The sequence below is a fragment of the Paenibacillus lautus NBRC 15380 genome, assembly GCF_004000945.1.
Lineage (GTDB): Bacteria > Bacillota > Bacilli > Paenibacillales > Paenibacillaceae > Paenibacillus_AQ > Paenibacillus_AQ lautus.
The window spans coordinates 22,311-48,470 of record NZ_BIMF01000009.1 but is presented as its reverse complement, the minus strand read 5'-3'; the positions used below and the strand labels follow the sequence as shown (position 1 = coordinate 48,470).

21 protein-coding genes and 1 pseudogene are annotated in these 26,160 nt (G+C 48.5%); 16 read left to right on the top strand and 6 right to left on the bottom strand.

Annotated elements, in window-relative coordinates:
- Positions 1 to 79: 79 nt before the first annotated feature.
- From PLA01S_RS16870 to PLA01S_RS16855, 4 genes are all read right to left on the bottom strand, one after another.
- The gene (locus PLA01S_RS16870) at positions 80 to 2,461 is read right to left on the bottom strand and encodes an ABC transporter permease (protein ID WP_127593236.1); all 2,382 of its coding nucleotides are present in this window, start codon (positions 2,459 to 2,461) and stop codon (positions 80 to 82) included.
- 6 nt (positions 2,462 to 2,467) lie between these two features.
- Positions 2,468 to 3,232, bottom strand: coding sequence for an ABC transporter ATP-binding protein (locus PLA01S_RS16865; RefSeq protein ID WP_127593235.1), 765 nt, complete (start codon positions 3,230 to 3,232; stop codon positions 2,468 to 2,470).
- Between the two features lie 96 nt (positions 3,233 to 3,328).
- A complete protein-coding gene (locus tag PLA01S_RS16860; RefSeq protein WP_127593234.1) occupies positions 3,329 to 4,780 on the bottom strand; it encodes a HAMP domain-containing sensor histidine kinase in 1,452 nt (483 codons plus the stop codon).
- 5 nt (positions 4,781 to 4,785) lie between these two features.
- On the bottom strand, positions 4,786 to 5,493 hold the full coding sequence (locus PLA01S_RS16855) for a response regulator transcription factor (RefSeq protein WP_127593233.1): 708 nt from the start codon (positions 5,491 to 5,493) through the stop codon (positions 4,786 to 4,788).
- Between the two features lie 422 nt (positions 5,494 to 5,915).
- On the opposite strand from PLA01S_RS16855, the gene PLA01S_RS16850 reads away from it, so the two are divergent.
- Genes PLA01S_RS16850 through rpsN form a run of 3 tightly spaced genes read left to right on the top strand, consistent with a single transcriptional unit; the run spans position 5,916 to position 7,406 of the window.
- Positions 5,916 to 6,248, top strand: coding sequence for a DUF3024 domain-containing protein (locus PLA01S_RS16850; protein WP_127593232.1), 333 nt, complete (start codon positions 5,916 to 5,918; stop codon positions 6,246 to 6,248).
- Positions 6,249 to 6,296: 48 nt separating this feature from the next.
- Positions 6,297 to 7,109, top strand: coding sequence for an AAA family ATPase (locus tag PLA01S_RS16845; protein WP_127593231.1), 813 nt, complete (start codon positions 6,297 to 6,299; stop codon positions 7,107 to 7,109).
- A 27-nt stretch (positions 7,110 to 7,136) separates the two neighbouring features.
- Entirely contained in the window at positions 7,137 to 7,406 is a 270-nt protein-coding gene (rpsN, locus tag PLA01S_RS16840; RefSeq protein ID WP_127593230.1) for a 30S ribosomal protein S14, read from the top strand.
- Positions 7,407 to 7,543: 137 nt separating this feature from the next.
- Here the strand turns inward: rpsN and PLA01S_RS16835 are convergent, their stop codons facing one another.
- Together PLA01S_RS16835 and PLA01S_RS16830 are read right to left on the bottom strand one after the other, a co-directional pair.
- Entirely contained in the window at positions 7,544 to 9,526 is a 1,983-nt protein-coding gene (locus PLA01S_RS16835; RefSeq protein ID WP_127593229.1) for a DUF4832 domain-containing protein, read from the bottom strand.
- 212 nt (positions 9,527 to 9,738) lie between these two features.
- Entirely contained in the window at positions 9,739 to 10,761 is a 1,023-nt protein-coding gene (locus tag PLA01S_RS16830) for a LacI family DNA-binding transcriptional regulator (RefSeq protein ID WP_127593228.1), read from the bottom strand.
- 356 nt (positions 10,762 to 11,117) lie between these two features.
- Between PLA01S_RS16830 and PLA01S_RS16825 the strand changes: the two genes are divergently transcribed.
- The 13 genes and pseudogenes from PLA01S_RS16825 to PLA01S_RS16765 all read left to right on the top strand — a co-directional run bounded on the left by PLA01S_RS16825 (position 11,118) and on the right by PLA01S_RS16765 (position 26,154).
- Positions 11,118 to 12,482, top strand: coding sequence for a DUF4832 domain-containing protein (locus PLA01S_RS16825; RefSeq protein ID WP_127593227.1), 1,365 nt, complete (start codon positions 11,118 to 11,120; stop codon positions 12,480 to 12,482).
- Positions 12,460 to 13,803: an acyltransferase domain-containing protein gene (locus PLA01S_RS16820; protein WP_127593226.1), complete on the top strand. Its 1,344-nt coding sequence runs from the start codon at positions 12,460 to 12,462 to the stop codon at positions 13,801 to 13,803. The genes PLA01S_RS16825 and PLA01S_RS16820 overlap by 23 nt, the downstream gene beginning before the upstream one ends.
- Positions 13,766 to 14,857, top strand: coding sequence for a DUF4832 domain-containing protein (locus tag PLA01S_RS16815; RefSeq protein WP_127593225.1), 1,092 nt, complete (start codon positions 13,766 to 13,768; stop codon positions 14,855 to 14,857). Before PLA01S_RS16820 ends, PLA01S_RS16815 begins: the two co-directional genes overlap by 38 nt.
- A 34-nt stretch (positions 14,858 to 14,891) precedes the next feature.
- Complete coding sequence (locus tag PLA01S_RS16810; RefSeq protein ID WP_371860425.1) at positions 14,892 to 16,157, top strand: Gfo/Idh/MocA family protein; 1,266 nt, start codon at positions 14,892 to 14,894, stop codon at positions 16,155 to 16,157.
- 30 nt (positions 16,158 to 16,187) lie between these two features.
- Positions 16,188 to 17,114 (top strand): ABC transporter permease, encoded by a 927-nt coding sequence (locus PLA01S_RS16805; RefSeq protein ID WP_127593223.1) that lies wholly within the window; start codon positions 16,188 to 16,190, stop codon positions 17,112 to 17,114.
- Complete coding sequence (locus PLA01S_RS16800) at positions 17,114 to 18,010, top strand: carbohydrate ABC transporter permease (protein ID WP_127593222.1); 897 nt, start codon at positions 17,114 to 17,116, stop codon at positions 18,008 to 18,010. Before PLA01S_RS16805 ends, PLA01S_RS16800 begins: the two co-directional genes overlap by 1 nt.
- A 70-nt stretch (positions 18,011 to 18,080) precedes the next feature.
- Entirely contained in the window at positions 18,081 to 19,538 is a 1,458-nt protein-coding gene (locus PLA01S_RS16795) for an ABC transporter substrate-binding protein (protein WP_127593221.1), read from the top strand.
- A gap of 288 nt (positions 19,539 to 19,826) precedes the next feature.
- Positions 19,827 to 20,486: a TetR/AcrR family transcriptional regulator gene (locus tag PLA01S_RS16790; protein WP_127593220.1), complete on the top strand. Its 660-nt coding sequence runs from the start codon at positions 19,827 to 19,829 to the stop codon at positions 20,484 to 20,486.
- A gap of 2 nt (positions 20,487 to 20,488) precedes the next feature.
- Positions 20,489 to 20,857: a DUF4180 domain-containing protein gene (locus PLA01S_RS16785; RefSeq protein WP_127593219.1), complete on the top strand. Its 369-nt coding sequence runs from the start codon at positions 20,489 to 20,491 to the stop codon at positions 20,855 to 20,857.
- Between the two features lie 60 nt (positions 20,858 to 20,917).
- Positions 20,918 to 21,568 (top strand): annotated as a pseudogene (locus tag PLA01S_RS16780) (formylglycine-generating enzyme family protein).
- A 294-nt stretch (positions 21,569 to 21,862) separates the two neighbouring features.
- Positions 21,863 to 22,816: a glycoside hydrolase family 43 protein gene (locus tag PLA01S_RS16775; protein ID WP_127593218.1), complete on the top strand. Its 954-nt coding sequence runs from the start codon at positions 21,863 to 21,865 to the stop codon at positions 22,814 to 22,816.
- Positions 22,817 to 23,419: 603 nt separating this feature from the next.
- A complete protein-coding gene (locus PLA01S_RS16770) occupies positions 23,420 to 25,153 on the top strand; it encodes an extracellular solute-binding protein (protein WP_127593217.1) in 1,734 nt (577 codons plus the stop codon).
- A 29-nt stretch (positions 25,154 to 25,182) separates the two neighbouring features.
- Complete coding sequence (locus PLA01S_RS16765; protein ID WP_127593216.1) at positions 25,183 to 26,154, top strand: ABC transporter permease; 972 nt, start codon at positions 25,183 to 25,185, stop codon at positions 26,152 to 26,154.
- Positions 26,155 to 26,160 lie beyond the last annotated feature (6 nt).

Here is a 26,160-nt window from a genome sequence, read left to right as displayed (position 1 = left end):
CAACATTAAGATACTAAGGCAAGAAGTAAAAAAGATGACCTCCGAAATTCGGAGGTCATCTTTTGCTCACAGACTGTCCTCATGAATCCATTACCAGCACACGAAGGGAGGTGCGGCGGAGGATTCGCGAAGCCAGCCAGCAGCCGCTGACGGCGATAACAAACGCGATTAGAGCCAGGCCAATGGCCAGCGGCCATTCCATGATGAGCGGCAGCTTGACAATCCCGTAGGTAGAGAGCAGACTGCGCAGCACGGCCGGCAATGCGTAGACGCTGCAAGCGATGCCAACAAATGCTCCGAGGGCTGCAAGTCCGGCGATGCCGCTTGTCAGAGCGCGACGGATGTCGGTTGCGGTCAGGCCGAGCGAGGCGTAGATGCCGTATGTTTTTGTTTCCTTCCGTATGTGCAAACGGCAAGTCGTATAAACAATAAGACAAGTGACAGTCATGAACAGAAGGGCGAGCATGCTCATCGGAATGAGCAAAACCGCTGCAGCTTCTTTGAATACGGAATCAAGCAGCACTTCCTGCTTCAGCGCTTGGATGGAGGGGCCGTAACGTTCGTTAAGCTGCTCCACAAGCGCATCGCTATCGGTTTTGCTCTTCAGTTGAATAAACCCGGCGTCCGGATTTAGCTGCTCCACAAGGTCCGAGGTGACCCTGGCGACGTTCGACATATTGGAAATGGACTGAAAGGTGCCGGTAATCAGCAATTGATGTGGTTTTCCTTCAATGTAGATCGTGAGTACGTCGCCGATATCTTTTTGCAATTTACGCGCAATATTGATTCCGATAGAAACTTCATTAGGCAGTGCAGGATTGCGGCCCGCAAGCGAGGCAAATCCCATCTCGTCCATGCTGCCTTCCACGACCGTCAAAGGGAGGCTAAACGTCTGTTGATGATCGCTATCCCCTTCGACATCCGCGATGACGCCGGTGGCTGACCCGGACCAGTTCAGACTGAGAACCCGAGGGTCGTTTTGGATATAGGTTTGCAATTCTGCCCGATCCATACCTTCCGCATGGATAACCATAATGGCGATATCCGCATCGTCATAACCCCACTGGGCCGACGTTTCACTAATCCGATAGACACTGGTTACCAGCACGGCGCCAAAGACGAGAACAGCCACCGTGATGCTCATTAGCAGAAAGATCAGTGCTGCGCTTTTTTTGTTGCCGCTCACATGCTTCCAGCCGATAACCGTGGGTACGGACCAGCGATCCAGCAGTCTTATGCGGCCACCATGCTGATGGGTACGGCTGTGCGAAGACTCCGACATCCCGTAACGGATCGCTTGAATGGGCTCGATATGGCGTGTCTTGGCAGCATACAGAAGGACGTATAGAAGAATGATGAGCAACAGGCCGAAGCCAGTCCAGATGGCAACGTCTGCCGCTTGAACGGGAACAGTTGCTGTGTCGGATTTGAGGAAAGACAGGGAATTCTGGATGATGACATCTGAAAGGAGGCGGCTTGCAATCAGAGCGGGTACCAAGGCGATAACCGCCATGAACCCGTACTGCAGCATATAAGTGCCGATGATTCGTTCGGAGGTCATGCCAATTGATTTGAGAATGCCGATCGTGCGGTAATTGGCAAGGATCGTGTCCGTGATCGTAAAGCCGATCGTAAGCAAGGCGACAAGGATCATGACCAGCCCGAGGAAACTCATTACAAAGCCGATCACCTTGTTCATGATAAAGTAAAAGGCCGACAGTTCGGCAAACGAAACGCGTTCCTCCAAAAACGGCGATCCGAGCGCCTGCTCAAAGCGCTGCCAGTATTGCCCGCTTTGTTCGGGATGTGCATAGCGAAGCGACAACATGTAGTGTTCCGGCGTATCCAAGCTGCCCATGGTTGACCGATAGTCGGCTTCGTTCATCCATATGCGGGCCGTGGTCGAGAAAGGACCGCCATGGGATATGTCGATGACAATGGCGCCGATCGTGAATGGTACGGGTACCGCCCCTGAGGTGAACATCAATTCATCGCCGATGTGCATGTCGTATTTGTAGGCAAGCGAGGTGGGGATCCAGATCTCGCCGGCTTCCGGAACGGTCAGATGCTCAGGGCCTGAACCGGGGAGAGGATTGTTGACCCCATGCGGCATCGGAGGGGTATTGATCATATACAGATAAAGATTGGGCAACTCTTCCCCGTTAAAGACAAGTCCCGTCCACGGCTTGTAAGGGATTAAGCTGGAGGCGGTTACGCCTTCTTGGCTGGACCACCAGTCGGCTACCATCTGTTCGTCATGCAGCCCGCGGGTCATGTTTATGACTTCATGGGCACCCTGAGCAGCCGTATGGCGATCGTTGAATACATTTTCCGTATTCATCAAGACCGTGAATGCGGTGCTGACTAATAGAGCGGATAAGGCAATAAGCAATGCAATCAGCGTGTTTTGCATTTTTCTTTTGCGCAGGTTGCCCCAGCACAGTACCAATATAGATCGCATCTCTGACTACCTCCTCCCGGTGACATAAGCAAAGATCATCGCTTCCCGTTCGGACGCTTGTTCCGGCGTATAGGGCCCCATATCCAGCGTGCCGCCGATCTTGCCGTCGCGAATGTAGATGAGGCGATTGCCGCGGCAGGCTGCCTTCATGTCGTGGGTGACCATGACAATCGATTGACCATCCGCATGCATCCGGCTCAATATATCAAGCACCGTAACGCCTTGTTCATAGTTCAGGCTGCCGGTAGGTTCATCGGCGAAGATGATGTCCGGGTTATTGATGAGCGCCCTTGCGATGGCCGCCCGCTGCTGCTGACCTCCGGATACTTGGGAAGGCAGCCGGCTGCTCTGTTTATCAAGGGACAGATTAACCATCAACTCATGGGCCCTTTGCCGTACTTGTTCCTTGTCCTGATTAGCGATATATCCAGGGAGGGCAATGTTATCGAACAGCGACAGATCCGGTACAAGGTTGCTGTTTTGATAGATAAAGCCGATCCGATTTGCCCGAAAACGTGCAAGCTCCTTGGCTGAAAATTGGTCCAGGCGCTGTCCCTGCAAAATGACTTCTCCGGTGGTTACTTCATCAAGTCCGCTGAGCAAGTACAGCAAGGTGGACTTACCCGACCCGGAATCGCCCATGATGACGGTAAAGTCTCCTTCATATATGGACAGATCGACATTGCGGATGGCATGAAATTGTTCCTTGCCGGTGGTGTAGGTTTTGCATAAATGACCAGCTTGGAGCATAACGGTTTTGCTTGAAAGCATAATATGATCTCCTCTCTTTATCTCCCACTGCCATCAAAGTATAGAGGACGAATCTTGCACATTTGTTATCAAATTATAAATAAAGTATGACAGGAGTCAGCTGAGAGGCAGAGTTAAGCAGAAGGTCGTTCCCTGCTGCTGTTGGCTGTGAAAAGAGATCGCGCCGCCATGCGCCTCCATGATATATTTGCAAATCGACAAACCAAGTCCGACCCCTTGGCGCTCGGTCAATTGGCCGGCAGTTCGTTGTGAAACGTTACCCTGGTAGTACCGTTCAAAAATAAAAGGCATATCCTGCGGGGATATCCCGCTGCCTGTATCGGAGACGATGATGTGTAAGCAGGATGTTTCCGTTTGTTCTTCAACAGCGAGACGAATCGTATCCCCGGGTTCCGTATGCTTCAGTGCGTTTGTGACCAGATTGGCAATGACCTGCTCGATCCGTACAGCATCGAAACGGACAAGTAAGTTAGGAATTGCAGTAGGCTCTTCGCAGCGCACGCCCATCGTTCGTATGTAATGGCTCAATGCCCTAAAGATAGGCTCCAGCGTTGGAGCGCTGTATTGATCGATCGGATGTACAGCAATCTGTTCCAGATCACGCAGCGCGTGCAGCAGCAAATCGTCAACGAGCACGGCCATCTTGCTCGTATTTGCGTGCACGACTTCAAGATAAGTCATCGCACTTGGCAGATCGGGACAAATCCCTTCCCGAATCGCTTCAATATATGCTTTGATTGTCGCCAGTGGAGTTTTTAAGTCATGAGACAGATTGGATATGAGTTCTTTATGCGATTGGTTGTGCGCAGCTTGCTGCATATGTAAATGACGGATCTCTTCACGCATGAGATCGAATACGGCATAAAGCTCCCCAACCTCGTTGCCGCTTGTCCATTCGGCACGCTGCTCGTAATCGCCCTTCAATATGGCTTCCGTATAGGGCTTAAGCCCGGCAACAGGCTGCACCAGGTCATACTGCACACGGCGTCCGATGGAGAAGAATAAATAAAGCAGCGTCAAAAGGGCCAGAGAGAGCATGATCCATGGCACAAAGCGAAACGAGTCGGAAGATGGCATCACTTCGACCAAGGCAGAAGCCGGGACTGCAAATTGAGCGTAACCCACCAAGTCTTGCGTGCCGGCATCGCGCAGAGGAAAGGCGAGATGATAGCGGGGCGGTTCGCTATCGGAAATACGAAGCGTATAGTCCAGTTCGAAGCGTGGATGGATTCGTTGTTTCGATGAATTTTCGCTATCATATGTAACCGTTCCATCAGGAAGCACAACCTTGAGACCGACCCGCGACTCTTGAATCCAGTCGGTTAATTGCCGCCGGTTCGAGGCATCGGACAGCAGCAATTCCGCATGCTCATTTTCCAGGGTATGGACGATCGGATTCGTCAGCACGCGAATTTGCTTCATGATTGTTGACAGAGCCGGCTGGTTTGAGGAGCTAATAAGAGTGAGCCAGACGACAGAGAGTAGGATCGCGATGATGGATAGACCAGCAGCCCAGCGTCGTTTTGAATACCAAGTTTTCCAGTCCATAGGTGCTACTCATCTCCATCGGGAGTGAATTTATAACCGACGCCCCACACCGTTTTGATGTAGGAGGATTTGATTTCGGTTCGTTCCAATTTCTCACGGAGGCGCCGAATGTAGACCGTGATCGTATTATCCTCGACATAAGCCGAATACCCCCATACATGATCCAGCAGCTGCGATTTGGTAAACACCTGATTAGGGTTGGAAGCCAAAAAGTACAGCAAATCAAATTCTTTGGCGGATAAAGAAATTTCCAGCTGTCCGGCCATGACCTTACGGGCATTTTTATCAATCGAAAGGGCGCCGAATTGCAATCGCTGCTGTGGGGATACCGGGAGCTTCGGATCCACGATTCTGCGCAAATGTGCCTGAACCCGGGCGACCAGTTCACTGAGTGAGAAAGGCTTGGTCATGTAATCATCGGCACCAAAACCAAGGGCAAGGACTTTGTCCGTGTCGCTGCTGCGGGCGCTTAAAATAAGGATGGGCGCAGCCGTCAATGTGCGGAGCTTGCGGCACACTTCAATTCCGTCGGCATCAGGCAATGTCAGATCGAGAATGATAAAATCCGGCTGCCGGTGGCGGACTGCCTGCAATCCGTCGCCGGCATTCTCCGTGATGAACGTGCTGAATCCCTGAACACGCAAATAGTCATTCACAATGCGCGAGATATCCTGTTCATCTTCAATGATCAGTACTGTTTTAGCAGAATTCATTCATAAGTCGCCCCTGTTCCGTATGCTTGAAATGGTGAATCCATTATAGCATGGGCCGGAATGAAGCATAGGGAAAACAAGGGGAATCTTACCAGTTGAAGGCTTGGTATGCAGTGAAGAAGCGTTTCCAGGCAGGAATCAAGCCATTAGGTTGACAGAGGAGATCATTTATCTTATATTCATTCATATACTTATTCGTAATGTTTACGATTAAGGGAAGAAAGAGTCAAGCGACTCGGAAGGAAAAGAGGATTTCGATGCAAAAAGGAATACATCCAACCTTTCAGAAAGTCATATTCTGGATGCGAGCGTAGGCTATAAATTAACAGAAGAATGCGGAGATCGGCGGGCGTGTCGATAGGTTTAAGCAGCGATTACATTATAAAAAGTAATCCAGTCACGAATATGGATCGGAGGCAGCAATGGATAGCTTTACGAAGCAGAGAATAAGCGCCATTCTTGAAGCTTATATCGGTCTAAAGGTTCCTAGTGATTTAAGAGCGGAGGTACGCTTAACCTACCGATTCAATGAGAGGACCGTTATTTTATCGGAAGAAAGACCTGACTGGCTTCAACGAAAATGGGACTCCACCGAATTGGTTCATTTTTGCCTCAAGGAAAATGGATGGCGCGTGTACGCCAGACACAGCGGCAATGAGTGGGCTCCCATATCTTCCATTCCACCCAGCAAGGACTTTGAAGATGTGCTGGAACAAGTGGAAATGGATACGCAAGAGGTCATCTGGGTCACCTAACCCCGTTTAAATACCATGATTCATGCAGTGAAGGAGCAGCAGCCGACAATGAGCAAAAGCAGTGCAGGCCCGCGTCTTCCCCGGGCCAAGGGAATTGATATGGCAACCTATTATTCGCCTAGTGATTGCGCCAAAAGGGCAAGGCATCTGATCTTGTCCGAGTTTAATCAAAAAATCGTGGATGAGTTTATTTCGATTTTGGGAATGAGGGAGGAATTTGAGAAGTTTCACGTTCCCATTCCTAACAAAGTCGTTATGTACGGCCCCCCTGGAACCGGAAAAACCTTAACGGCTTTCTATATGGCTAACATTTTGGAGCTTCCGCTTGTCCTGGTTCGCCTGGACGCGATCATCCATAGCCACCTGGGTGAAACGGGCAGCAATATCCGCAAAATATTCGATTATGCAGGGATGTTCCCCTGCGTGCTGTTTCTTGATGAGTTCGATGCCCTCGCAAGGACGAGGGACAACAACGATGAAGTCAAGGAGATGGCGCGTGCCGTCAATACATTACTGCAATGTCTCGATGACTTTGGGGATAAGAGCATTATGATGGCGGCCACCAATTTGGAGAAGGATCGGGATCAGGCGATATGGCGCAGATTCGACACAAAGATGACGTATTCGTTACCGGACAATGGGAAGAGGCAGCAATATATCCAAATCCTGATTGGAGAATTTCAATGTGATGAGGCAGCTGTAACTGAAGTTGGCGAGCAGCTTGAAGGCTGCAGCTTTGCCGACATTGAGCAAATTATCTTGAAAGCCAAACGAAAAGCGATTATAGAGCGGCAACCGCTGCAAAGGAGACATATCCAAGAATCTTGCGATGAATATAAGCCTGCTGCAGCAACTTCATAACTTAAATAAAGGGAGGTATGATGACGAATGGCGAAAAAATCCAAAGTAGTGAAGGAACTAAAAAGACAGGAGATAGTTGCTAAATATGCGCAGAAGCGCAGGGAATTGAAAGAAAAGGGCGATTATGAGGCCTTGCAGAAACTGCCACGCGACTCTTCCGCAACAAGGCTGCACAATCGATGTGCAGTCAGCGGCAGACCAAGAGGTTATATCAGTAAATTCGGCGTTTCCCGAATCGTGTTTCGTGAACTGGCCCATAAAGGACAAATTCCGGGCGTGAAGAAGTCCAGCTGGTAACATGACAGGTTCACGGTTACCTAATCTGTGCAGAACTCAGTAAAGGGACGGTTTTATTGGAATCTTAGGTGAACAACAGCTATCGGGTTATTCCCGATAGCTGTTGTTCATCGTTTCGAATCAGCCTGCAGCTTTCCTTATTTTGTCCATGTGCCGATCTTATAAGCTCCGTCCGAAAGGCGTTCCGTATTAGCAAAATCAACCCCGGGTTGGTTTGTGGACGGATTAAGAATCGCTATGGCCAACTCATAGGTTCCGTGTGGCAGCGCGTTGGTGGAGATCGAGCCTGTGGCTGTATGCAAACCCGTCCTCCAGGTTCTTAAGTCCGCAGATGTGGGTTGACGTGCTACGATATGGCCCCCGCTGCGCAGCTGAACTTCAACAGGCCAGTTGAACGGGAAGTGTTGAACCCCCTTATTTTCCACGACGATGGATACATCGAGCGTGTCTCCGGTATTCACTTGCGGATATGCAGCCTTGTTCACAACGAAGTGATAGCCCATTCGTTTCTTCAGCGTATCCATATTGCCTTGCAAAGGATTGCCCAGCGCCAAGGAAGCTGGAGAATTCGGTCCAAGCCAGCTCGGTTTGCTAAGCTCGGTTTGCCGCAGCGTCTCATTAAAGCCGCTCCCTGTCGTGAGCGCAGCATTCAGACCATAGGCGCCCCCGTAAAATTCGCCGCCAGAGACGCGAGTGTCCCAGAAGTTGGCATGGTTCGGCTGCTGCTGGCCGATATCATCCCAATAACCGTTCTGCGTGCCGGTATACCATCCCCATTCGGAATCAAAGCTCGGCTGATCTCCGAACACGTCATTATACATGCCCAGAATCAGACCCTTGTTATTATTTTTGGCCAATTCCACGCTTCGTCTGATCAATAGCTGCGTATGATCCTCCTGATCGGCAAACGCATCGATATAGTGCTGAATGTATTGGTTGGAAATGGGGTTCGGAGGAAACGCGCCCGTATAGTTGCTTTCCCCGTTAGGTCCGATGTAAGGCCAGGTGTGGAATTCCGCCCAATGGCCGAGCGAACCGATTTGCACAAAAGCGATCGGGCTGTCAGCCGTGTCGTAATGCTCCGCAATCGCTTCGATCGCAAGTTTGTGCCGGGCGATCAGATAATCAGAGCTGTAATTAGGGGAGAACCCCGTGTTGTTGCCGGCTCCCATACCACCGGTTTCATCTTGGTAGGCCTTACCTGGAGATTGTCCCAAACTCACCATGTCATTGTACAGCCAGTCAGGAATATCCCGGTGAGGCACGCCCGAAGGACTGTCAAGAATAAAGCGCAGCACCACCTTGACGCCGCGGCTCTGCCAATAGTCGAAATGGTTGGACGCTTCAATCGCACTGAAATCATAGTTGCCTTTCGTTGGCTCTAGCTCCTTCCAGGTGATACCGGCATACACGAGACGGTGGTCCTGAGGATAATGGGTCGATTTCGCTGAAGGAGCCCAACCCTTAAACGGGTTATTGAGCGGATCATTCAGCTCGCTTGGGTGAAATTCGATCATTTCTTCTTCGGGATTTCCTTCATTAAGCGTATAAACGGGAAGCGGCTGGTTCTGTGCCGGCAGGCGATTGACATTCGAATGGTTGTCCAGATAACCGATGTTCACGCTGCTGCCTGCAGCAAGTCCAAGCGTGGCGAGAGGGAGTGCAGCTTCAATCGTAGATGAGGTACGTACGTACTGAGAAGAAGGGAGGGTGGAAGACCAATCCCAATTCCAGCTGCTGCCATTTCCTGCGTAACGGTATAGCGATTGATTTTCGAGTAGCCATTCAATGCCGGTCGCCCCCCATCCGAAGGCTTGATATCCAGTCGAAGCATTCTTGTCCGTATTCAGCCAGAAGCTCCCCATTGTAGTGCTAAGGCCTGAGCCTTCCACAAGCAGATAAAGATTCCTGTCATCATGGGAAGCCTTTAAGACGCTAGCGGTTCCCGAATTCGTTGAAATGACCGGAAGCCCTTCCCAGTCACTCGGATCACCATCCACAACGATCGAAACGGCTTCTGCAGTCGAAATAAAGAGGGAAAAAGGGGACAAGGTAAGGAGAATGGCCGTCATCGTAAAAATAGCGAGCGTCATTTTCATGTGAATACCCCATGCTTTCATGTCAAACCTCCTCACAGAATGATTGATGTCATAAAGCTGCAAGTCCAAACGTCTTGTTAACGCTGGATTCATTCTACCGAATCCGAAGCTCTCACCTCCTTTCCAATGCAGCTTCCTAACTTCTCACACCCCATGAAAAAAAGAGCACCGTATCCGGTGCTTCATGTGCAATGCGTTGATGAATGTATTCATTTCGACTTCCTAGTCTCCCTTTAAGTGGAACTGCGTACGACCAAGCGGGTAGGCAAAATCACCTTCTTGGGGAGTAGTTGATTTCCGTTCATTCTGTCGATCAGGTTGTCGACGGCAACCATGCCAATTTCTTTTGTCGGTACATCGATCGTTGACAGAGGAGGATTGGAATACTTGGATACCTCGATATTGGATAAACCTATGACAGCCACTTCATTAGGAACGGAAATGCCGTTGTTATACAAGCCGTTGAGGGCGGCCATGGCCATTAGATCGCTGCCTGCAAAGAAGGCGGTCGGGCCATTTTTGGTTTTGCATAAATGATTTATTTGTTCAATGCAGACCGCTTCATCCCACATGCAATCAATAACCCAATCGGGATTCACCGACATTCCGGCAGCATGCATGGTGGCGTAGTAGCCTCGGTAACGACGGCTGTCTTTCAGGTTATTCGTTAATCCGCTTCCCCCGATATAACCAATCTGGGTGTGGCCTTTGTCAATGAGATGGTTGACGGCCATCGAAGCAACATTGTAATGATCATAGCCCACATTATCGATATCCCCGCGCTCGGTATCAATCCCCACGATATAAGGGACCTGCTTGCGTATATACTCATAGGTTTCGCTGTTCAACGATTCCATAAGAATCAGACCGGTAATCGGTTCGCTGAAGGTATTAAAAAGGATCTTGCTGTCATTCAGTTCGATTCCAGTCCGAATAAAGGAAATATTATATCCCGCACTCAGCAATCGCTCTTCCACACCGGATAAGATCGACATGAAATAAGGGTCGTTGTATTTATCTTTTGTAACGCTTAGTACACAACCGATTTTGATATGCGACTTGCTTTCGGAATGATCCTTGGTTGAAACTTTTCGCTTGGGACTTGAAGTGATTTTATAGTTCAACTGCGTAACTGCCTGCCAAACTCGTTCCCGGGTTTCGTCCGTGATTTTATATTTTGTATCATTGTTTAACACTCTGGATACGGTGGCAGTAGATACATTTGCTAATTTAGCAACATCCCGAATGGTACTCATAAATAAACACATTCTCCTTTTAAGTTACGAATAGTCACCATTTAGAGTTTATAGGAATGTTACACGGTAAACAATGATGGACTCGTTGATCGTTAAGTTGCGTAATGTGTTACGTAAGTTTGTTACGTTCTTAAGTTTATATGTATTCATGATTAAAATCAATCATAACATGTTTCTGTCGTGCTATGTTACCTGAAATTTTAAAAAATTAAAAATTGTTATTGCAAGGATATACAGGGATGATATAACATGAAATCACGAAACGTTGCAAATGATTACGTTGTTTTGTTACGCAACATTAACGTAACGAAACAACGGCGTATGGTAAGCAGGCGGAGCGGGGGGCTGATTAGAACATGAACAAAGCAGTAACGGTTTACCCCATGATGTTAGAAGACATCCTAAACAACCCTGGCATTGGTTTTACAGCAGCACCGGGGTTAATGGGGGACCTGGATCAAATCTGCGACAATCGCGGGGAAGAGCACAAGAAATATAAGTTCACGGCAGACAGCAGAACGTACAATCATCCCGACAGCAAAGTGTATTTCTGCAGCGTGCGCTGGCGGGACATGGAAGTTCGCCAAGGGGAATACAGGTGGGAAGTCCTTGAGGAAAAGCTGGACTACGCAAAGTCGATGGGCTGTACGGCCGTGGTTCGCTGTTCCCCATACGCGTTAAGCGAAGAAGATGATATACCGGCTTGGTATCGTGCGGAATATCCGGAGGAGCCCGACTTTCCGTTCTGGAGAGTAGACCCAGAGACCACACCATATGTGTTGTATTGGTCTAACTTTATCCAGGCGTTTGCCGCACGGTTTGACGGACACCCGGTCATAAGCTCAATTGATTTGACGATTGTAGGGGCCTGGGGAGAAGGCGGCGGAACGGAGTTTTTAAAGCCGGAGGCCATTAAACGCATTATAGATGCCTACTTGGACGGGTTTAAAATAACGCCTCTCCAAGCTCTGCTGCATGATCCCCTATCGATCAGCATTATAAAAGAGCGCAAAGCCAAAGTGGGCTTTCGCGTCGATTGCTTGGGTGATATGGGCGGCTTTCATGGAAATCAGTGGTCTCATATGACGGATTTCTATCCCCAAAATATTCAGAATTTCAAGATGGGAGATGCCTGGGAGAAGGCTCCGATTCTATTTGAAGCATGCTGGCACATGAATGATTGGTATCTTCAGGGCTGGGATATGGATTATATCATTCAAGAAACGCTGAAGTGGCACATCTCTTCCTTTAACAACAAAGGAACGGTAGTCCCCGAACCGTGGAAAGAGAAGGTCAAGGCTTGGCTGAACAAGATGGGATACCGCTTTGAATTGAGGAAATTCACGTACGATTCGAGGGTGAATGCGGGTGGTCAGCTAAAAATCAGTGCATTGTGGGCTAATGTAGGAGTAGCCCCGATCTATAATCACTACCCACTGGTCGTGAGGCTTACTGGCCAGGATCAAACCTATACGCTGCGCAGCAGGGAGGATATCAGGGAGTGGCTGCCGGACGAAGATATTGTTTGGGAAGAAAGTTTCAGTTTATCCGGTAATATGTCCGAAGGTGAATATCGTTTGGAGATTGGCATCGAAACCGGTGTGAAGGAAATCGGGAATATCCAACTGGCGATCGAGGGGAACAAGGACGGCTATTACCCGATGGGCAAGCTATTTGTTGAACAAGGGAGGAAGGCAGATGGAGAGTCGGATGAATTTTAAAGAGTGTACAACCATTTGTGATTTTGATTACCTGCCGGAAGGATTGGAAGCGAAATACGATCGTTATCAACCGGATGGCAAGCCCCATCTCATTCCGAGGGATTTCTTGTCTGGAATCTTTGAGCAGTATCAAATTCCTGAACCTATCCGCCAATGGCTCGTTCATGGGGTTGAGGCGATAGAAAAGGACGCCGTATTATTTCACTTTACCCAATTTCTAGTGGAGGATATGTGCTCTTTGCGCAACCGCTGTGATGAGACTCATTATACGAATATGACACCAGGATGCATGAAGCAATACGGAGAGTTATACTCCTTTCTTTTGCTGCTGGCCTGCGTTGTTCCTTCCATGAACAAGCTGGAGGCGCGTTCCGTACCTAAAGCCTACTACGAGCAGATCCCTCAACAGCCCCTGAAGCTTCAATTGGAAAAATTGGTGCTCCGCGGCGATGCCAAGGTTCATGATTTTCCATGGGTGATGAATTTTTATACCTGCTCCATCTTTCTGTTAGACCGGTTTTATTTTATCCCCTACCGATTTGAGGATCCCTTCACCATGTTCCGTCACGTGAACACGCAGGAAGTCATTGCCCTTCGGCACGCAGGAGAAGAATTTCGCAGCGATGGACAGCGGAACGGAATCAATGATGTATATGATCTTCAAGGAAACTTCACCTCGGAATGGCACGAGAATGCCGAGTTCGTTATTGCTAATCGGATAAATCCCATGGGGTTCGTTGAAAGAGAAACAACGCCGATCCTAAAGAAGGAATGGGAGCCCGTACTTCAAAAAGGGGATACGCTGTTAGCGCTTCACATCCCCTCCGGCCCCGGGTACACGCCGGACAGGCTGAAGAGTTCCATGGAGATGGCTGCTGCATTCTATGACCGGTACTTTCCGGAGTTATCCATCAAAGGCTTCTGGAGCTCTAGCTGGCTTTATGATACAAGGCTGTCGCTTATCCTGGACCATGAAAAAAGCAATATCGTCCTCGTTCAACGACAATTCTATAACTATCCGACTATGGAAGGGGACGGCATGCTGCGTTATGAAGCCTTTGGGGACAGGGAGGCAGATCCGGTCCGAAGCCCCGGCGAATATACAACCTCACTGCAAAAAGCAGCAGCGGCGTATATGGAAACGGGAGCTCGTTTTAACACATTAAGCATGATTGTATTAAGGGAAGATATTGAAAGGATTGGCAGCCGGCCGTATATAACCGATGCAGATATCGAGCAATTTCACAGAACCGTTGACAGCCATTTGCAAAGGAGGGAAGAGGATGGGGAAATACTCGCTCGAAAACTACGAGAAGTATAAAACCGTAAAAATCCGACCGCACCCCCTATTGAACAGGGAGTTTGATACAAGCCAGGGGCAATTCGAATACGTCTCCTTTTCCTGGAGAGCGCTTGAGCCGGTTCGAGGAGAATACAGGCTTGAAGCGATCCATGAAGCACTGCATACGGCCCAAAATCCCATTCTTGTCCTGGTACCGGAATTGCCGATCTGGGCTCCGGATTACGCACCTGATTGTTTTGCGGCTTTGATCCGAAAAGTCGGGAGCTATATTGACTCCGACAAACGCTTAACAGCCGTTCTGATATCAACCTTAGCTGACAGTAAGGAAGAATGGAACGCTTATATGGAGTCGTTTGAGGTGCAGACGCTGCTAGCCGAACTGCAGAATGACAGACTGATTCAGCATCTAAGAGAACGCAGTCGCGGATTTGGCCTGCTGGTGAAGTGCAGTGAGGAGAATTGGATCGAATGTTGTGAGGCTTTTGCCATACATAAGCTGCAGAAGGTATGGAAGCGCTACCAGGTGGTCCTTCATGTGACTGATGACATTTGCGGTCCTCATACCAGACGCGAGGCATATCGCTGGCACGCCGGCCTCTCCAATCTGAATATAGGGCTTGGATATCATCTGGCTTTACGTAGATTGACTTATCCGGAAACGGTATATAGCCGTGGGAGTTTGCCGCTGCGATTCTGGTTTGTCAACGGGGGCAGTTCGAGAATTTATCGGGAATTTCAGATATGGGTGCAATTAAAGCAGAGGGAGGTTTCCTATGAATATCCCCTGCACGCAGCCACGCATTCCTGGTTAACCGGGGACCTTGTCCATAACGAGATGGTTCCCTTGAAGGATATGTTACCGGGAAAATATACGCTGAGTATAGCACTCTATTTCGAAGACCGGTCGTATATCCCCCTACATATACAGAATCCGCAGCAGGATGGGTATTATGAGGCAGGCGCAATACAAGTCGAACTATCCGATGAGGATCCGCTCATGAATATTTGGGATGCCTATTACCCGGAAGGATATTATCCATTGGAAGATCCTGTGGTTCCAGAACAGGAGTAGATCGTTTAGGACAAATACGAGTTTGCTGGAGGTTATGGATTTGAAGTTAGCATTAATCGGCGCAGGACAAAGAGGCATGATCTACGCAAGGCATGCATACCAAACCGAGGAAATCGTGGCGGTAATCGAGCCGGATGACGGCAGAAGAAAGGCAGCGGCGGATGAGTTTCAGATTCCTCTGGAGAAACAATTTGAATCCGTGGATGAATTTTATCGACTCGGTAAAATTTGCGATGCCGTCATTGTTTCTTCCATGGACCGGGATCATTATAACCAAACCATGGAGGCAATTGATCTTGGCTATGATATTTTGCTGGAAAAGCCCATTTCACCAAGTCCGGAAGAAAGCTTGAGAATACAACGAAAAGCCAATGAAACGGGCCGGAAAGTGATTGTGTGTCATGTGCTGAGATATACGAACTTCTTTGCGGAAATCAAGAAAATCATCGATAGCAAAGAGCTCGGCAAGATCGTGACCATACAGCACAACGAGAACATCGGCAATTTCCATATGGCACATTCCTTCGTAAGAGGCAATTGGAGAAGAAGCGATCTGGCGAGTCCGATCATCATGCAGAAGTCCTGCCATGACATGGATATTCTATCCTGGCTGGTGGACAGTCAAGCGAAACGGATTTCTTCCTATGGCAGCCTGACTTATTTTAAAGAGGAGAATGCACCGGCAGGCAGTGCGGAACGCTGCCTCGACTGCAAGGTAGCTGCGGACTGCCGATTCGATGCAAGAAAAGCTTATTTGCCTGTAAAGGGCCAATGGCCGGCTACCGTCATTTCGGCGGATCAAAGCGAAGAGGGACTACTCCAAGCGCTTGCAACCAGTCCTTACGGACACTGCGTATATCGGCTTGACAATGATGTGTGCGACCATCAGGTCACCGTGATCGAGTTCAAAAACGGGGTTACGGCAACGTTTAATTTAAGCGGATTCACCAACAAAATGTACCGAACGCTCAAAATCATGTGCGAGCATGGGGAAATTCGAGGAGACGATAGCTTGAACATTATCGAAGTCACCCGCTTTAACTCCAATATGGCAGAACCCGTTCAGCAAACCGTCATTCGGCCGGCAACGGTGAGCGGCGGACATAACGGCGGCGATACCGGTCTGATGAACGACTTTTTGGAGAATCTGGGGAATGCCGACTTCAGCAGCAGATCCTCCATCGACATGTCCGTGGAAAGCCATATCATGGCCTATGCCGCGGAAGAGGCGAGAATTACCGGTACCGTGATCGATCTGGATGAACTAAAGATGAAACTGCAACACGGCATTACAGCATAGTCGTGTAATCAGATATAAAGGGGTGATGGAATGAGTTCGGCTGTTAAGGGATTTGTTTATGAAATAAAAAAACACAGGATCCTGTATCTCATGTGCGTGCCCGCGCTGATCGTGCTGATCATGTTCTCCTATATCCCGTTTGCCGGGATATGGATGGCGTTTACCGATTTCAATGTGGTTGACGGCATCTTCGGAAGTGAATTTGTAGGTCTGGACAATTTCAAATACTTTTTTTCGGAGAACAGCATGGGATGGAAGGTCACATATAACACGCTGTACATCAACTTTTTCGGTCTCATATTAGGTATTATCATTCCCGTCAGCATTGCCATTCTGATCCATGAAATCCGGCATAAAACCTACAAAAAAGTCGCTCAAAGCATGATGTTTTTTCCTTATTTCATATCGTGGGTCGTCGTTGGGGCGATTCTGTACGGCATCTTCTCCACGGATGTGGGCGTTGCCAACAACATACTGGAGTTCTTTGGAGCCGAACCGATAAGATGGTACTCGGAGCCTAAATATTGGAAATGGATCATCATTCTGTCAAGCGTCTGGAAATGGAGCGGCTACAGTTCCATTGTCTATATGGCAGCGATGTCCAATTTTGATGGAAGCTTGTACGAAGCGGCTAAGGTGGATGGCGCCAATAAATTGCAGCGGATTTTTTACTTGACCGTGCCCATGCTGAAACCAACGATCATCGTCTTGAGCTTGCTGAGCGTCGGCAGGATCTTCTACGGGGACTTTGGGATGATTTACGGCATCGTCGGCAACAACCCGGTCCTGGCTGAAGAAGTAACGGTCATCGATACATACGTTTATCAGTCGATGCGCACGCTAGGCTTTTCTTACTCGACGGCAATCGGGCTCTTCCAGTCTTTGATGGGATTGATCCTGATTACGGCTGCAAACCAATCGGCTAAGAAAATAAATGACGGAGAGGGTCTATTTTGATGAAACAAAAGAATAGATTGCTTGGCGATCAATTGGTAATAGCCTTTGCCTATGTTTTCATCGGTTTATTCGCGCTCGTGTGTCTGTATCCCCTTGTTTTAACCTTAAGCGTATCCTTTTCTTCGGAACAGGCCGTTGCGAGAAACGGCTATTCGATTATCCCTTTAAGTCCCAGCCTGGATACCTATAAATATATCTTTGTTAATAGTGGGATGAAACTGCTCAAATCCTACGGAGTCACCCTGTTTGTAACCACTGTGGGTACGGTAGGGGCCCTGCTGATTACCAGCATGATTGCATTTTCCCTATCGATCAAAAAGCTGAGATACCGCAACGTGCTCGCATTTATTAGCAACTTTACGATCATCTTCTCGGCCGGCTTGATTCCGTGGTACATGGTCAGCGTCAATTATTATGGATTGAAGAACAGCATTCTGGCCTTGATCCTGCCTTCCATCTTCAGCGTATGGAACATGTTTCTGATGCGCACGTACTTTGCAAGCATCTCTCCATCCTTATATGAAGCTGCCGAGATGGACGGCGCCAATTATTTTACGATCTATGTAAAAATAGCCCTCCCATTAAGCAAGACCGCATTGCTGACGGTTGGATTAATGTATGCGCTTCAATATTGGAATGATTGGTGGCACGCTCTGATTTTTATTAACGAACGCGATTTATTTCCGCTGCAATATTTCCTCTACAACATCCTGTCGAACGTCAATGCGATAAGCTCGGGACGTATTCCATCAGGGGCGTCAGGTAACATCACATTGCCAGCGGAGACCGTGAAGATGGCCATTACGGTCATTACGATCGGTCCGATCATATTCCTGTACCCTTTCATTCAAAAATACTTCGTGCACGGGATTATGGCCGGTGCGGTCAAAGAATAGACGCCTGCGTGGTTACTGGCCGATACCGGCTTTTAACATAGATTAACGATTTTATTAGGGAGGGTCTTTCATGAAAGCAAGGAAAATGCTGATCTTGTTGGTCTTACTGATTGCGTCCGTTTCGGTAATGGCGGGATGCAGCGGCAAAAAAGAGGGGGCAGCCGAGCTTGAAACCGTCACGATTTTGTACCCGGGGGAGCGAAGCGATCGGATGAGCGAATTTCTGAATAACGAATTCGCGGAGAAGATGGCAGCCGATCTTGGTTTGAAGGTTGAAGTCGTATTTGTGCCGTGGGCTCAGTATTGGGAACAAAAAGATATCATGCTGGCCGCAAATGAACCGATCGATTTATATTGGGATGGCCTCCCGGATCTTTCTACGATCGTCAACAAGAAACAAGCCATGGTATTGGATGATTTAATCGAGGAATATGGTCAGGATATGCTAAAAGTCCTGCCGATGGAGCAGCTTCAGGGCGCAACGATCGATGGGAAGATTCATGGCATTCCATCCGCATATGCACCATCCTCCGCCATGTACCAGCTGGTGGCCGTTCGTCAGGATATCCTCGAAGCGGTGGGGATGACGGACTTGAAGACAGCTGACGATTTAAAGGAATTCGCAGTCAGGGCGAAAGAGAAATTCCCTGAAATGAAGGGGCCCGCCGATATTATCTTTAAACCCTTAACCCGATATTTTACCGATGAACAATATAACTGGATCGCCGTCGAAGATTTGGTTGTATTCGGGGAAGACAGCAAAAAAGCATACAGCTACTATGAAACGGAAGCGTTCCAGGAAGTCGCGAGGTTTAACCGCGGCATGTATGATGCGGGATTATATACAGAGGATTTGACCATCAAATACAACGAGAGAGACTCCCGCATGCAGACAGGCTTATACTTATGGGTTGAAGGATCTTTGGGCAAGGAAATGGAAATTGTCGATGCCATCAAAGCCAATGCGCCGGAGGCCGAGGTTAAAACGTACCTGTTAGCCGAGGATAAACCGCGTTATGTGACAGCTGCAGGCGGAGAGGTGCTGGGCATACCTGTGAATGCTCCTAATCCGGAAGGAGCCATGAAGTTCGTGAACTGGATTTATAAATCCCAAGAGAATTATCTGTTTGCTCTTTATGGCGTTGAAGGCAAGGATTACGAGATTGTGGATGGAAGAATCAATAAACTCACCGCTAGCGAATTCTTCTATGAATGGATGTTTAGAAACCAAAATTACCAATTGTTCGGGCCGAATGTGGCACAAGAGTCCATCGATAAGTATAAGAGCTGGGATGAGACGGCTATTCGATCCGATTCATTGGGCTTCCGATTTAACAATGAAAACGTCAAGTTAATCGAGACGGCCCTGAAAGAAGTCGCGGGCAAGGATTTAGCCGCTATCCGTTCCGGTTTCGTCGATTTTGAGACGGAGTATCCCAAGGCCATCGAGAAGCTGAAATCGGCGGGCATTGATGACTATGTCGCTGAGATCCAGCGTCAGTTGGATGAGTTTTTGGCGGGGAAATAAAAAAAGCGTATATCTGCTTTTGTTCTACTTCTAACTCGGATAAGCTGCAAGCTTTGAGGATGAACTGAGATAGCAGATGTTTAAACTTAAAAAGGTATTTTCTGAATAAGGAAATACCTCTTTTTTTATATATAGCATTTCATTCACGTGAGTTTTAAAACAAAAAAGGCTGCCTTACTGGGTCTGATCATAAGCCTCCATTGACAATATGTGCCATTCTTGTGTACACTCTTTTTATTCCGACTGTTCAGTATAAATAAAATCAACAAAGATACAGGTGAAGAAATCATGCCCAAATTAGGAATGGAACAAAAGCGCAGGGCTGAAGTCATTAATGCTACATTAACCTGCATCAGCATGTATGGGATTGACGGTATGACCCTGGATAAGGTTGCCGATCGTGCGAACTGCTCCAAGGGAGTTGTCACGTATTATTTTAAGAATAAGGATCATTTGATGATCGAAGCTTTCAAGTCGTTCTTGGCATACTATGGACTGAAGATCGAATCAGGCATTGAGCATACCATGACATCGGGGGAAATGATGGACCTTACCCTGAAGTTTATGCTTCCACCGTTCAGCGATGACACGGATCGAATGATTAATGTGTCGCAGCTGGATGGGGTCGACAAGATGTATATCCCTTATGCTGATCAAGCTAAGCTCTTTGTACAGTTTTTCTCAAAAACCATGCTGGATCGCAATTTGCAGGAAGTTGTATCGAAGAGTTACGAGGCTGATCTCCAAGGCATCGCCAAGATCATGGAATACGGCAACCGGACGGGGCAGATGTCCGTTGAAGATTCCCGCGATGCCGCCTATGGGCTGATGGCGATGGTTATTGGCCTGAGCTTTTTTAGAGTAGCGAATGTTCCGCCCGTCAAGGACGAGGATAACCGGTACATATGTGAGGATTATGTAAGAAGACTTACCCCAACAGGAGGGTGACTATGAATATAGAGAAGATTGAAACAGATGGAGGAACGATAGCGGTCGTACGCAGCAATGAGATATTAATAGAGGATGTGCAATCCGCATTGGATCTTATGGCAACCGTGCAATATGAAACGGGCAGCCATCGTATGGTGATGAATCAATCGGTATTCAGCGAAGCCTTCTTCGATTTGAAGACGCGCCTTGCAGGCGAAATCCTTCAGAAGTATATCAATTATCAAGTGAAGGTTGCGATTATCGGAGATTTTTCTGCTTATCCAAGCCAAAGCTTGCAAGACTTCATTTATGAATGCAATAAGGGGAACGATTTCTTTTTCTTGCCGAGTGAACAACAAGGAATAGAACGGTTAAGCAGGATGAGCTAAGAGACGAAAACGGGAGGAAGACGGTTGTCAGTACCTGGGTTTTATCTAAAAGAATATCCGATGCAGAACATTCCAGCAGGCGCAATTCAATTAAGGGATGACCGTATAAAGTCTTCGTGGACGGTCGAAGTGAACGCTTTTTAGCTTGCACCGGTTCCTGTTACGAAGGCGCTGTATTTCTCGCTTATGCCACCGTGGGCAGGTTTTGCTGACGTCACGCAGGTTCCGATCGTCGATGTATCATGGAATGATGCAATTCACTTCTGTAACGTGCTATCTCGGCGTTCAGGTCTAAACGAATGTTATTCGGTCACGGAAGATGGTGCGCGTGTGGAGTGTAACTGGGAGACGGATGGCTACCGTCTTCCGACGGAAGCAGAATGGCAATATGCGTGCAGAGCCGGGAGTGAAGGCTATCGTTACGGAGAGCTTGATGACATCGCTTGGTATGAAGGGAATTCTGGGGGCGCCCTGCATGAGGCAGGCAAAAAGAGGCCCAATGCGTGGGGGCTTTACGATATGCTCGGAAATGTGTGGGAGTGGTGCTGGGATATATACGATCCGGACGTATACGGCTCATACAGAGTATTCCGCGGCGGAAGCTGGGCGGAAGAGGCCAGGGGCTGCGGGGCGACATGCCGCCGGCGAAGCCACCCGACGTTTCGGATTGAGGATCTCGGGTTTCGTCTGGCCAGATCCATTTTACGATAAAGCTGATCCTTTATGGATTGGCTTTTTTGCGTTCGACAATTGCGTCCCGCACGGACTCCTGATCGGCATCGATCCCAATAGAACGGGTTCCCTTCCTCATGAACCACTCCCCTTAATGTTAGGTAATTTAACATACGATACCTCTTGTTTTTACGTATAGACAAATGCTGGAAGACATCAGTAAGATGAGTTTAACTTTTTTTGCGGGAGGTGTGGGGGAGCTGGAGGGAGGCATTCGGTATCGTCGCAATGTTGCCCAGGTAAAGAAATTGAAGAATTAAGGAGGATAAGAAGATGCTGCATGGACCAACATTCAACAATCCGATTGTAGAGCAGGCAGCCGATCCTTGGGTATGGAAGCATACGGACGGCTATTATTACTTTATGTCGACGAAACGCAATTATCTGGAGTTGACGCAATCCGCTACCTTGACCGGACTTGCAGAGGGTCGGAAGAAAACGATCTGGTCTCCGGAGGCCGGCGGAAGGTATAGCCATAACCTGTGGGCGCCGGAAATCCATCATCTGGACAACAAATGGTACATTTATTTCACGGCAAATGACGGGGGAGGCGACGAGTCGCGCCAAATATGCGTGCTGGAGAACCGGGAGCCTGATCCGATGGAAGGCGAGTGGGTATGGAAGGGCGCGCTGCCGACCCCCGTACCCGGCCTGGACGGTACGGTCATGACCGTAGGGAATCAGCTTTATTTCCTGTATGCCGGGTACGGTCATTTCCCGGATTATGGGTCCGCTCTATACATCATGCGCATGACAAACCCTTGGACAATAACGGGAGATCATGTATTACTTACCGCCCCGACCCTGTCCTGGGAAAAACAAGGCGGAATGGCCATTAACGAAGGACCTGTCGTCCTACAGCGGAACGGCCGCATCTTCCTGGTGTACTCGGCCAGCACCACCTGGTCCGAGGATTATGCGCTGGGAATGCTCACGATGGATGAAACTGCGGATCCGATGGACCCGCTATCCTGGTCTAAATCCATGGAGCCTGTATTTTGCAAAAGCGTGGAGAACGGGGTGTACGCTACCGGTCACAACAGCTTCACGCAATCACCGGATGGCAAGGAGGACTGGATTGTTTACCATGCGCTTCCAGAGCCTGGAGCAGATACGGCCTTACGCTCGACCCATATCCAGAAATTCGGCTGGAAGCAAGATGGAACCCCGGACTTCGGTGTCCCGGCCAGTGATTCGCAGGCCATAGCGATACCGTCCGGAGAATAATGTATGCGGCTTCATAACGTAAACGAGCAGATGACGGCAAAGGTGCGGCAGATGCCGCAAGGGTGTAAGTGAATATTCACAGGATTCGATAAACCCCCATTCATTACAGATTATCTGTAATGAATGGGGGTTTATTACGAATGAGAGAAAATCGTGAGGGGGACACGATTCCATAACGAAAATAGTGTTTTTAAACGGATATTCCTTTTCGTATAAGGGTTATTAGCTTATGGATTGTTTCCAATATCCGAAATCAAAAGCGCGAATATTAAAAAATGAATAATTTTAGTTACGAAAATTATGTATGAAAGCGTTGACAAAGGAGAGTTGTATGCTTATAATTCGGTTAAATATACAGGATAATTGTATTAAATGAATGTGTAGGGGCTGGTAAATTCGTCAATTACCATGTGAAAGGGGATCCATTGGAATGGCCAAGAGGAAGAGTTGCATTTCGGACCGGGGGTGCTTAGACACTACGAAGATTGAAGAATGAAAGATAGCAAGTTTTAAACTGGCACCCCTGAAAAACTACGGAATATAGATCCTCTCGACGCTAATGCGGAGGGTGCTCGTAATTATTCATATCATGGGAGGTTAAGCATGAACAGAACGATGAAGCGTTATTTCACTCTGTTATTCATAGCTATATTGATCATTTCGACGGTAACCGCATGTAGCGGCAAGGCAAGTGACGAGCCAGACAACCCCGTAGCCCAAGAGGAAGGCGCAGAGAAGAATGAGGTGACATTCGAAGATATCAGCGGGGACATACGGGGCAATAAAGCACCGACACAGGAACAAATCGATGAGGTCAACGGCACACTCAATGATACATACCTCGGTGATGTATTTGACGAAGTCATTCCTAGCGATTATTCTGCTTATCCCGTCAAAGGCGATGTGGTGCTGGATGTATGGATGCCTGCCAACTCCAACATCCCGGATATGAATAATCACTTGGTTCAGAAGCAGGTGGAGAAGCTCACCGGCATTAAAGTGAACTTCATTACGCCGCCCGTCGGGCAGGAAGCGGATGCCTTCACCTTGATGATCTCCTCCGGCGAGCTGCCAGACATCATCATTGACCCGGGGCGTTATCCGGGAGGTCTGGAAGCGGGGGTCAACGATGGGGCTTACCTCGATCTGACCGAATTGATGGAAAAGCATGCCCCGAATTATTCGGCATGGCGCAACTCGGACGAAACGAGAAGAAAAACGACCGTGACCGATGATGGCAGGCTGCTGGGCTTCTACGGGATCGCTCCATATTCCGAATGGATCTGGTTCGGCACGTTAATCAAGCAGGAAGCGCTGGATAAGACGGGACTTCCAGTCCCGACGACGATAGACGAATGGTATGAGTTCCTGAAGAAGTCTAAGGAAGTTGGATATAAAGCACCGCTGAATTACGGATCGACGTACGGCCAAATCTTTACCGGCATCATTAATGGCGCATATGGCGTCTGGGACTGGACCTTCCTGGATGAGAACGGCAAGGTTGCATGGGGGCCTGCACAGCCGAAAGCCAAGGAATATCTCGCGACGATGCAGCAGTGGAACAAGGAAGGGTTGCTGAATCGGGACTGGGCTACCGCCGATTTCAATCAACGGATGGCCAGCGCGATATCCGACGATACAGCCGTCATGATGGACTCCCCGGATACGATGTGGAGCTATTGGAAAGTGCAGAACGATATTGATTTCGTAGGGGCACTGAATCCTGTTCTGAATGAAGGAGACAAATCCGCAACCACCTATAAAAACTTCAAAAGAACCGGAACCGGTGCAGCCATCACCACCCAAAGCAAAAATGTCGAAGCCGCGATGGCATGGCTGGATTTCAACTTCAGCAAAAAAGGCTGGGAGCTCATTAACTTCGGCGAGTACGGCACGGTGCATTTGGTGGATGAACAAGGAATGCCTTATTATCCTGAAAACAGTTACATCTACAATGATCCGGACGGTCAGCCGGTCGACGTCACACTTTGGAAATACCGCTGGCACAGCTGGCCGAACATTCGCGATGAGCATCATGCCAACCCGTTGATCTCGGCGAAAGGAAGTTATTCCGGCGATATCCGAAAGAATTGGACGGAAAACATGGATACCAGCATGGCGATGCCGCCGATCACGTTCACGAAAGAAGAAGCCTCGCGCGAAGCCGAGCTTGGAAACCAGTTGTCGACACTGCGCGGAGAATACTTTGCGAAGATCATTATGGGCGAATTGCCGGTTGATGCTTACGATAAATTTTTGAAGGAAGCGCAAAGCATGGGGCTGGACGAATTCTTAAGTCTCCATCAGGCAGCCTTGGATCGGTATAACCAACGATAGTTTTCATAATAAGAACAGGTGGTTGATTCATGGAGATATTACGGAAAAACAGGGAAATAGACCATGTCCGGACGCCCTCAGAGCCCAAGAATACCAAACGCTTGATTCAAAAGGATCTGAAAAAGAATTGGTTCGTCTATCTGATGGCCCTTCCCGTCGTGGCGTGGTTCTTGATCTTCTGCTACGGGCCGATGTGGGGCGTCATGATCGCATTCAAGGATTTCAAGCCCTTGCTGGGATTCGCGGATAGCGATTGGGTGGGCTTCAAACATTTCATCGATTTCTTCTCCGGACCCTATTTTTGGAGAGTCGTCAAGAATACGCTCCTGCTGAATGTGTGGGGCATCGTGTTTGGATTTACGGCACCGATTATCCTGGCATTGCTGCTGAATGAAGTTCGTTCTTCCAAATTTAAGCGGACCGTACAAACCATTACGTATATGCCGCATTTTATTTCACTGGTGGTTGTGTGCGGGATCATTCACATCTTTACGGCCAATGAAGGGGTCGTCACGCAGCTGCTTTCGTTCATAACGGGAAAAGACTACTCATCCCTTCTCGGGTATTCCAATTTGTTCCGGCCGATTTATACCTTTTCTGGAATCTGGCAGAGCATCGGATGGGACAGCATCATTTACCTGGCTGCGATGAGCTCCATCGATCCTTCATTATATGAAGCGGCCGATATCGACGGGGTCGGCAGGGTGAAAAAAATGTGGTACATTACGCTGCCTCAGATCAGTCCGGTCATCATCATCCTGTTTATCTTTGCAATCGGCGGATTGATGGCTTCCGGTTACGAGAAAATTATCCTGCTTTATAATCCTTTAATCTACGATACGGCGGATGTCATCGCTTCCTATGTTTACCGCAGGGGCTTGAGGGAAGCGAGCCTAAGTTATTCCACTGCCGTCGGATTGATAAGCTCCATCGTGAATTTCGGGCTGTTATGGATGACAAATACCATCGTAAAACGCAGATCTGAATCCAGCTTATGGTAAGAGAGA

Bases quoted from the DNA above. Each gene is read 5' to 3' on its own strand.
- PLA01S_RS16870 (WP_127593236.1), bottom strand. From the start codon at position 2,461: ATGCGATCTATATTGGTACTGTGCTGGGGCAACCTGCGCAAAAGAAAA.
- PLA01S_RS16865 (WP_127593235.1), bottom strand. From the start codon at position 3,232: ATGCTTTCAAGCAAAACCGTTATGCTCCAAGCTGGTCATTTATGCAAA.
- PLA01S_RS16860 (WP_127593234.1), bottom strand. From the start codon at position 4,780: ATGGACTGGAAAACTTGGTATTCAAAACGACGCTGGGCTGCTGGTCTA.
- PLA01S_RS16855 (WP_127593233.1), bottom strand. From the start codon at position 5,493: ATGAATTCTGCTAAAACAGTACTGATCATTGAAGATGAACAGGATATC.
- PLA01S_RS16850 (WP_127593232.1), top strand. From the start codon at position 5,916: ATGGATAGCTTTACGAAGCAGAGAATAAGCGCCATTCTTGAAGCTTAT.
- PLA01S_RS16845 (WP_127593231.1), top strand. From the start codon at position 6,297: ATGAGCAAAAGCAGTGCAGGCCCGCGTCTTCCCCGGGCCAAGGGAATT.
- rpsN (WP_127593230.1), top strand. From the start codon at position 7,137: ATGGCGAAAAAATCCAAAGTAGTGAAGGAACTAAAAAGACAGGAGATA.
- PLA01S_RS16835 (WP_127593229.1), bottom strand. From the start codon at position 9,526: ATGAAAGCATGGGGTATTCACATGAAAATGACGCTCGCTATTTTTACG.
- PLA01S_RS16830 (WP_127593228.1), bottom strand. From the start codon at position 10,761: ATGAGTACCATTCGGGATGTTGCTAAATTAGCAAATGTATCTACTGCC.
- PLA01S_RS16825 (WP_127593227.1), top strand. From the start codon at position 11,118: ATGAACAAAGCAGTAACGGTTTACCCCATGATGTTAGAAGACATCCTA.
- PLA01S_RS16820 (WP_127593226.1), top strand. From the start codon at position 12,460: ATGGAGAGTCGGATGAATTTTAAAGAGTGTACAACCATTTGTGATTTT.
- PLA01S_RS16815 (WP_127593225.1), top strand. From the start codon at position 13,766: ATGGGGAAATACTCGCTCGAAAACTACGAGAAGTATAAAACCGTAAAA.
- PLA01S_RS16810 (WP_371860425.1), top strand. From the start codon at position 14,892: ATGGATTTGAAGTTAGCATTAATCGGCGCAGGACAAAGAGGCATGATC.
- PLA01S_RS16805 (WP_127593223.1), top strand. From the start codon at position 16,188: ATGAGTTCGGCTGTTAAGGGATTTGTTTATGAAATAAAAAAACACAGG.
- PLA01S_RS16800 (WP_127593222.1), top strand. From the start codon at position 17,114: ATGAAACAAAAGAATAGATTGCTTGGCGATCAATTGGTAATAGCCTTT.
- PLA01S_RS16795 (WP_127593221.1), top strand. From the start codon at position 18,081: ATGAAAGCAAGGAAAATGCTGATCTTGTTGGTCTTACTGATTGCGTCC.
- PLA01S_RS16790 (WP_127593220.1), top strand. From the start codon at position 19,827: ATGCCCAAATTAGGAATGGAACAAAAGCGCAGGGCTGAAGTCATTAAT.
- PLA01S_RS16785 (WP_127593219.1), top strand. From the start codon at position 20,489: ATGAATATAGAGAAGATTGAAACAGATGGAGGAACGATAGCGGTCGTA.
- PLA01S_RS16775 (WP_127593218.1), top strand. From the start codon at position 21,863: ATGCTGCATGGACCAACATTCAACAATCCGATTGTAGAGCAGGCAGCC.
- PLA01S_RS16770 (WP_127593217.1), top strand. From the start codon at position 23,420: ATGAACAGAACGATGAAGCGTTATTTCACTCTGTTATTCATAGCTATA.
- PLA01S_RS16765 (WP_127593216.1), top strand. From the start codon at position 25,183: ATGGAGATATTACGGAAAAACAGGGAAATAGACCATGTCCGGACGCCC.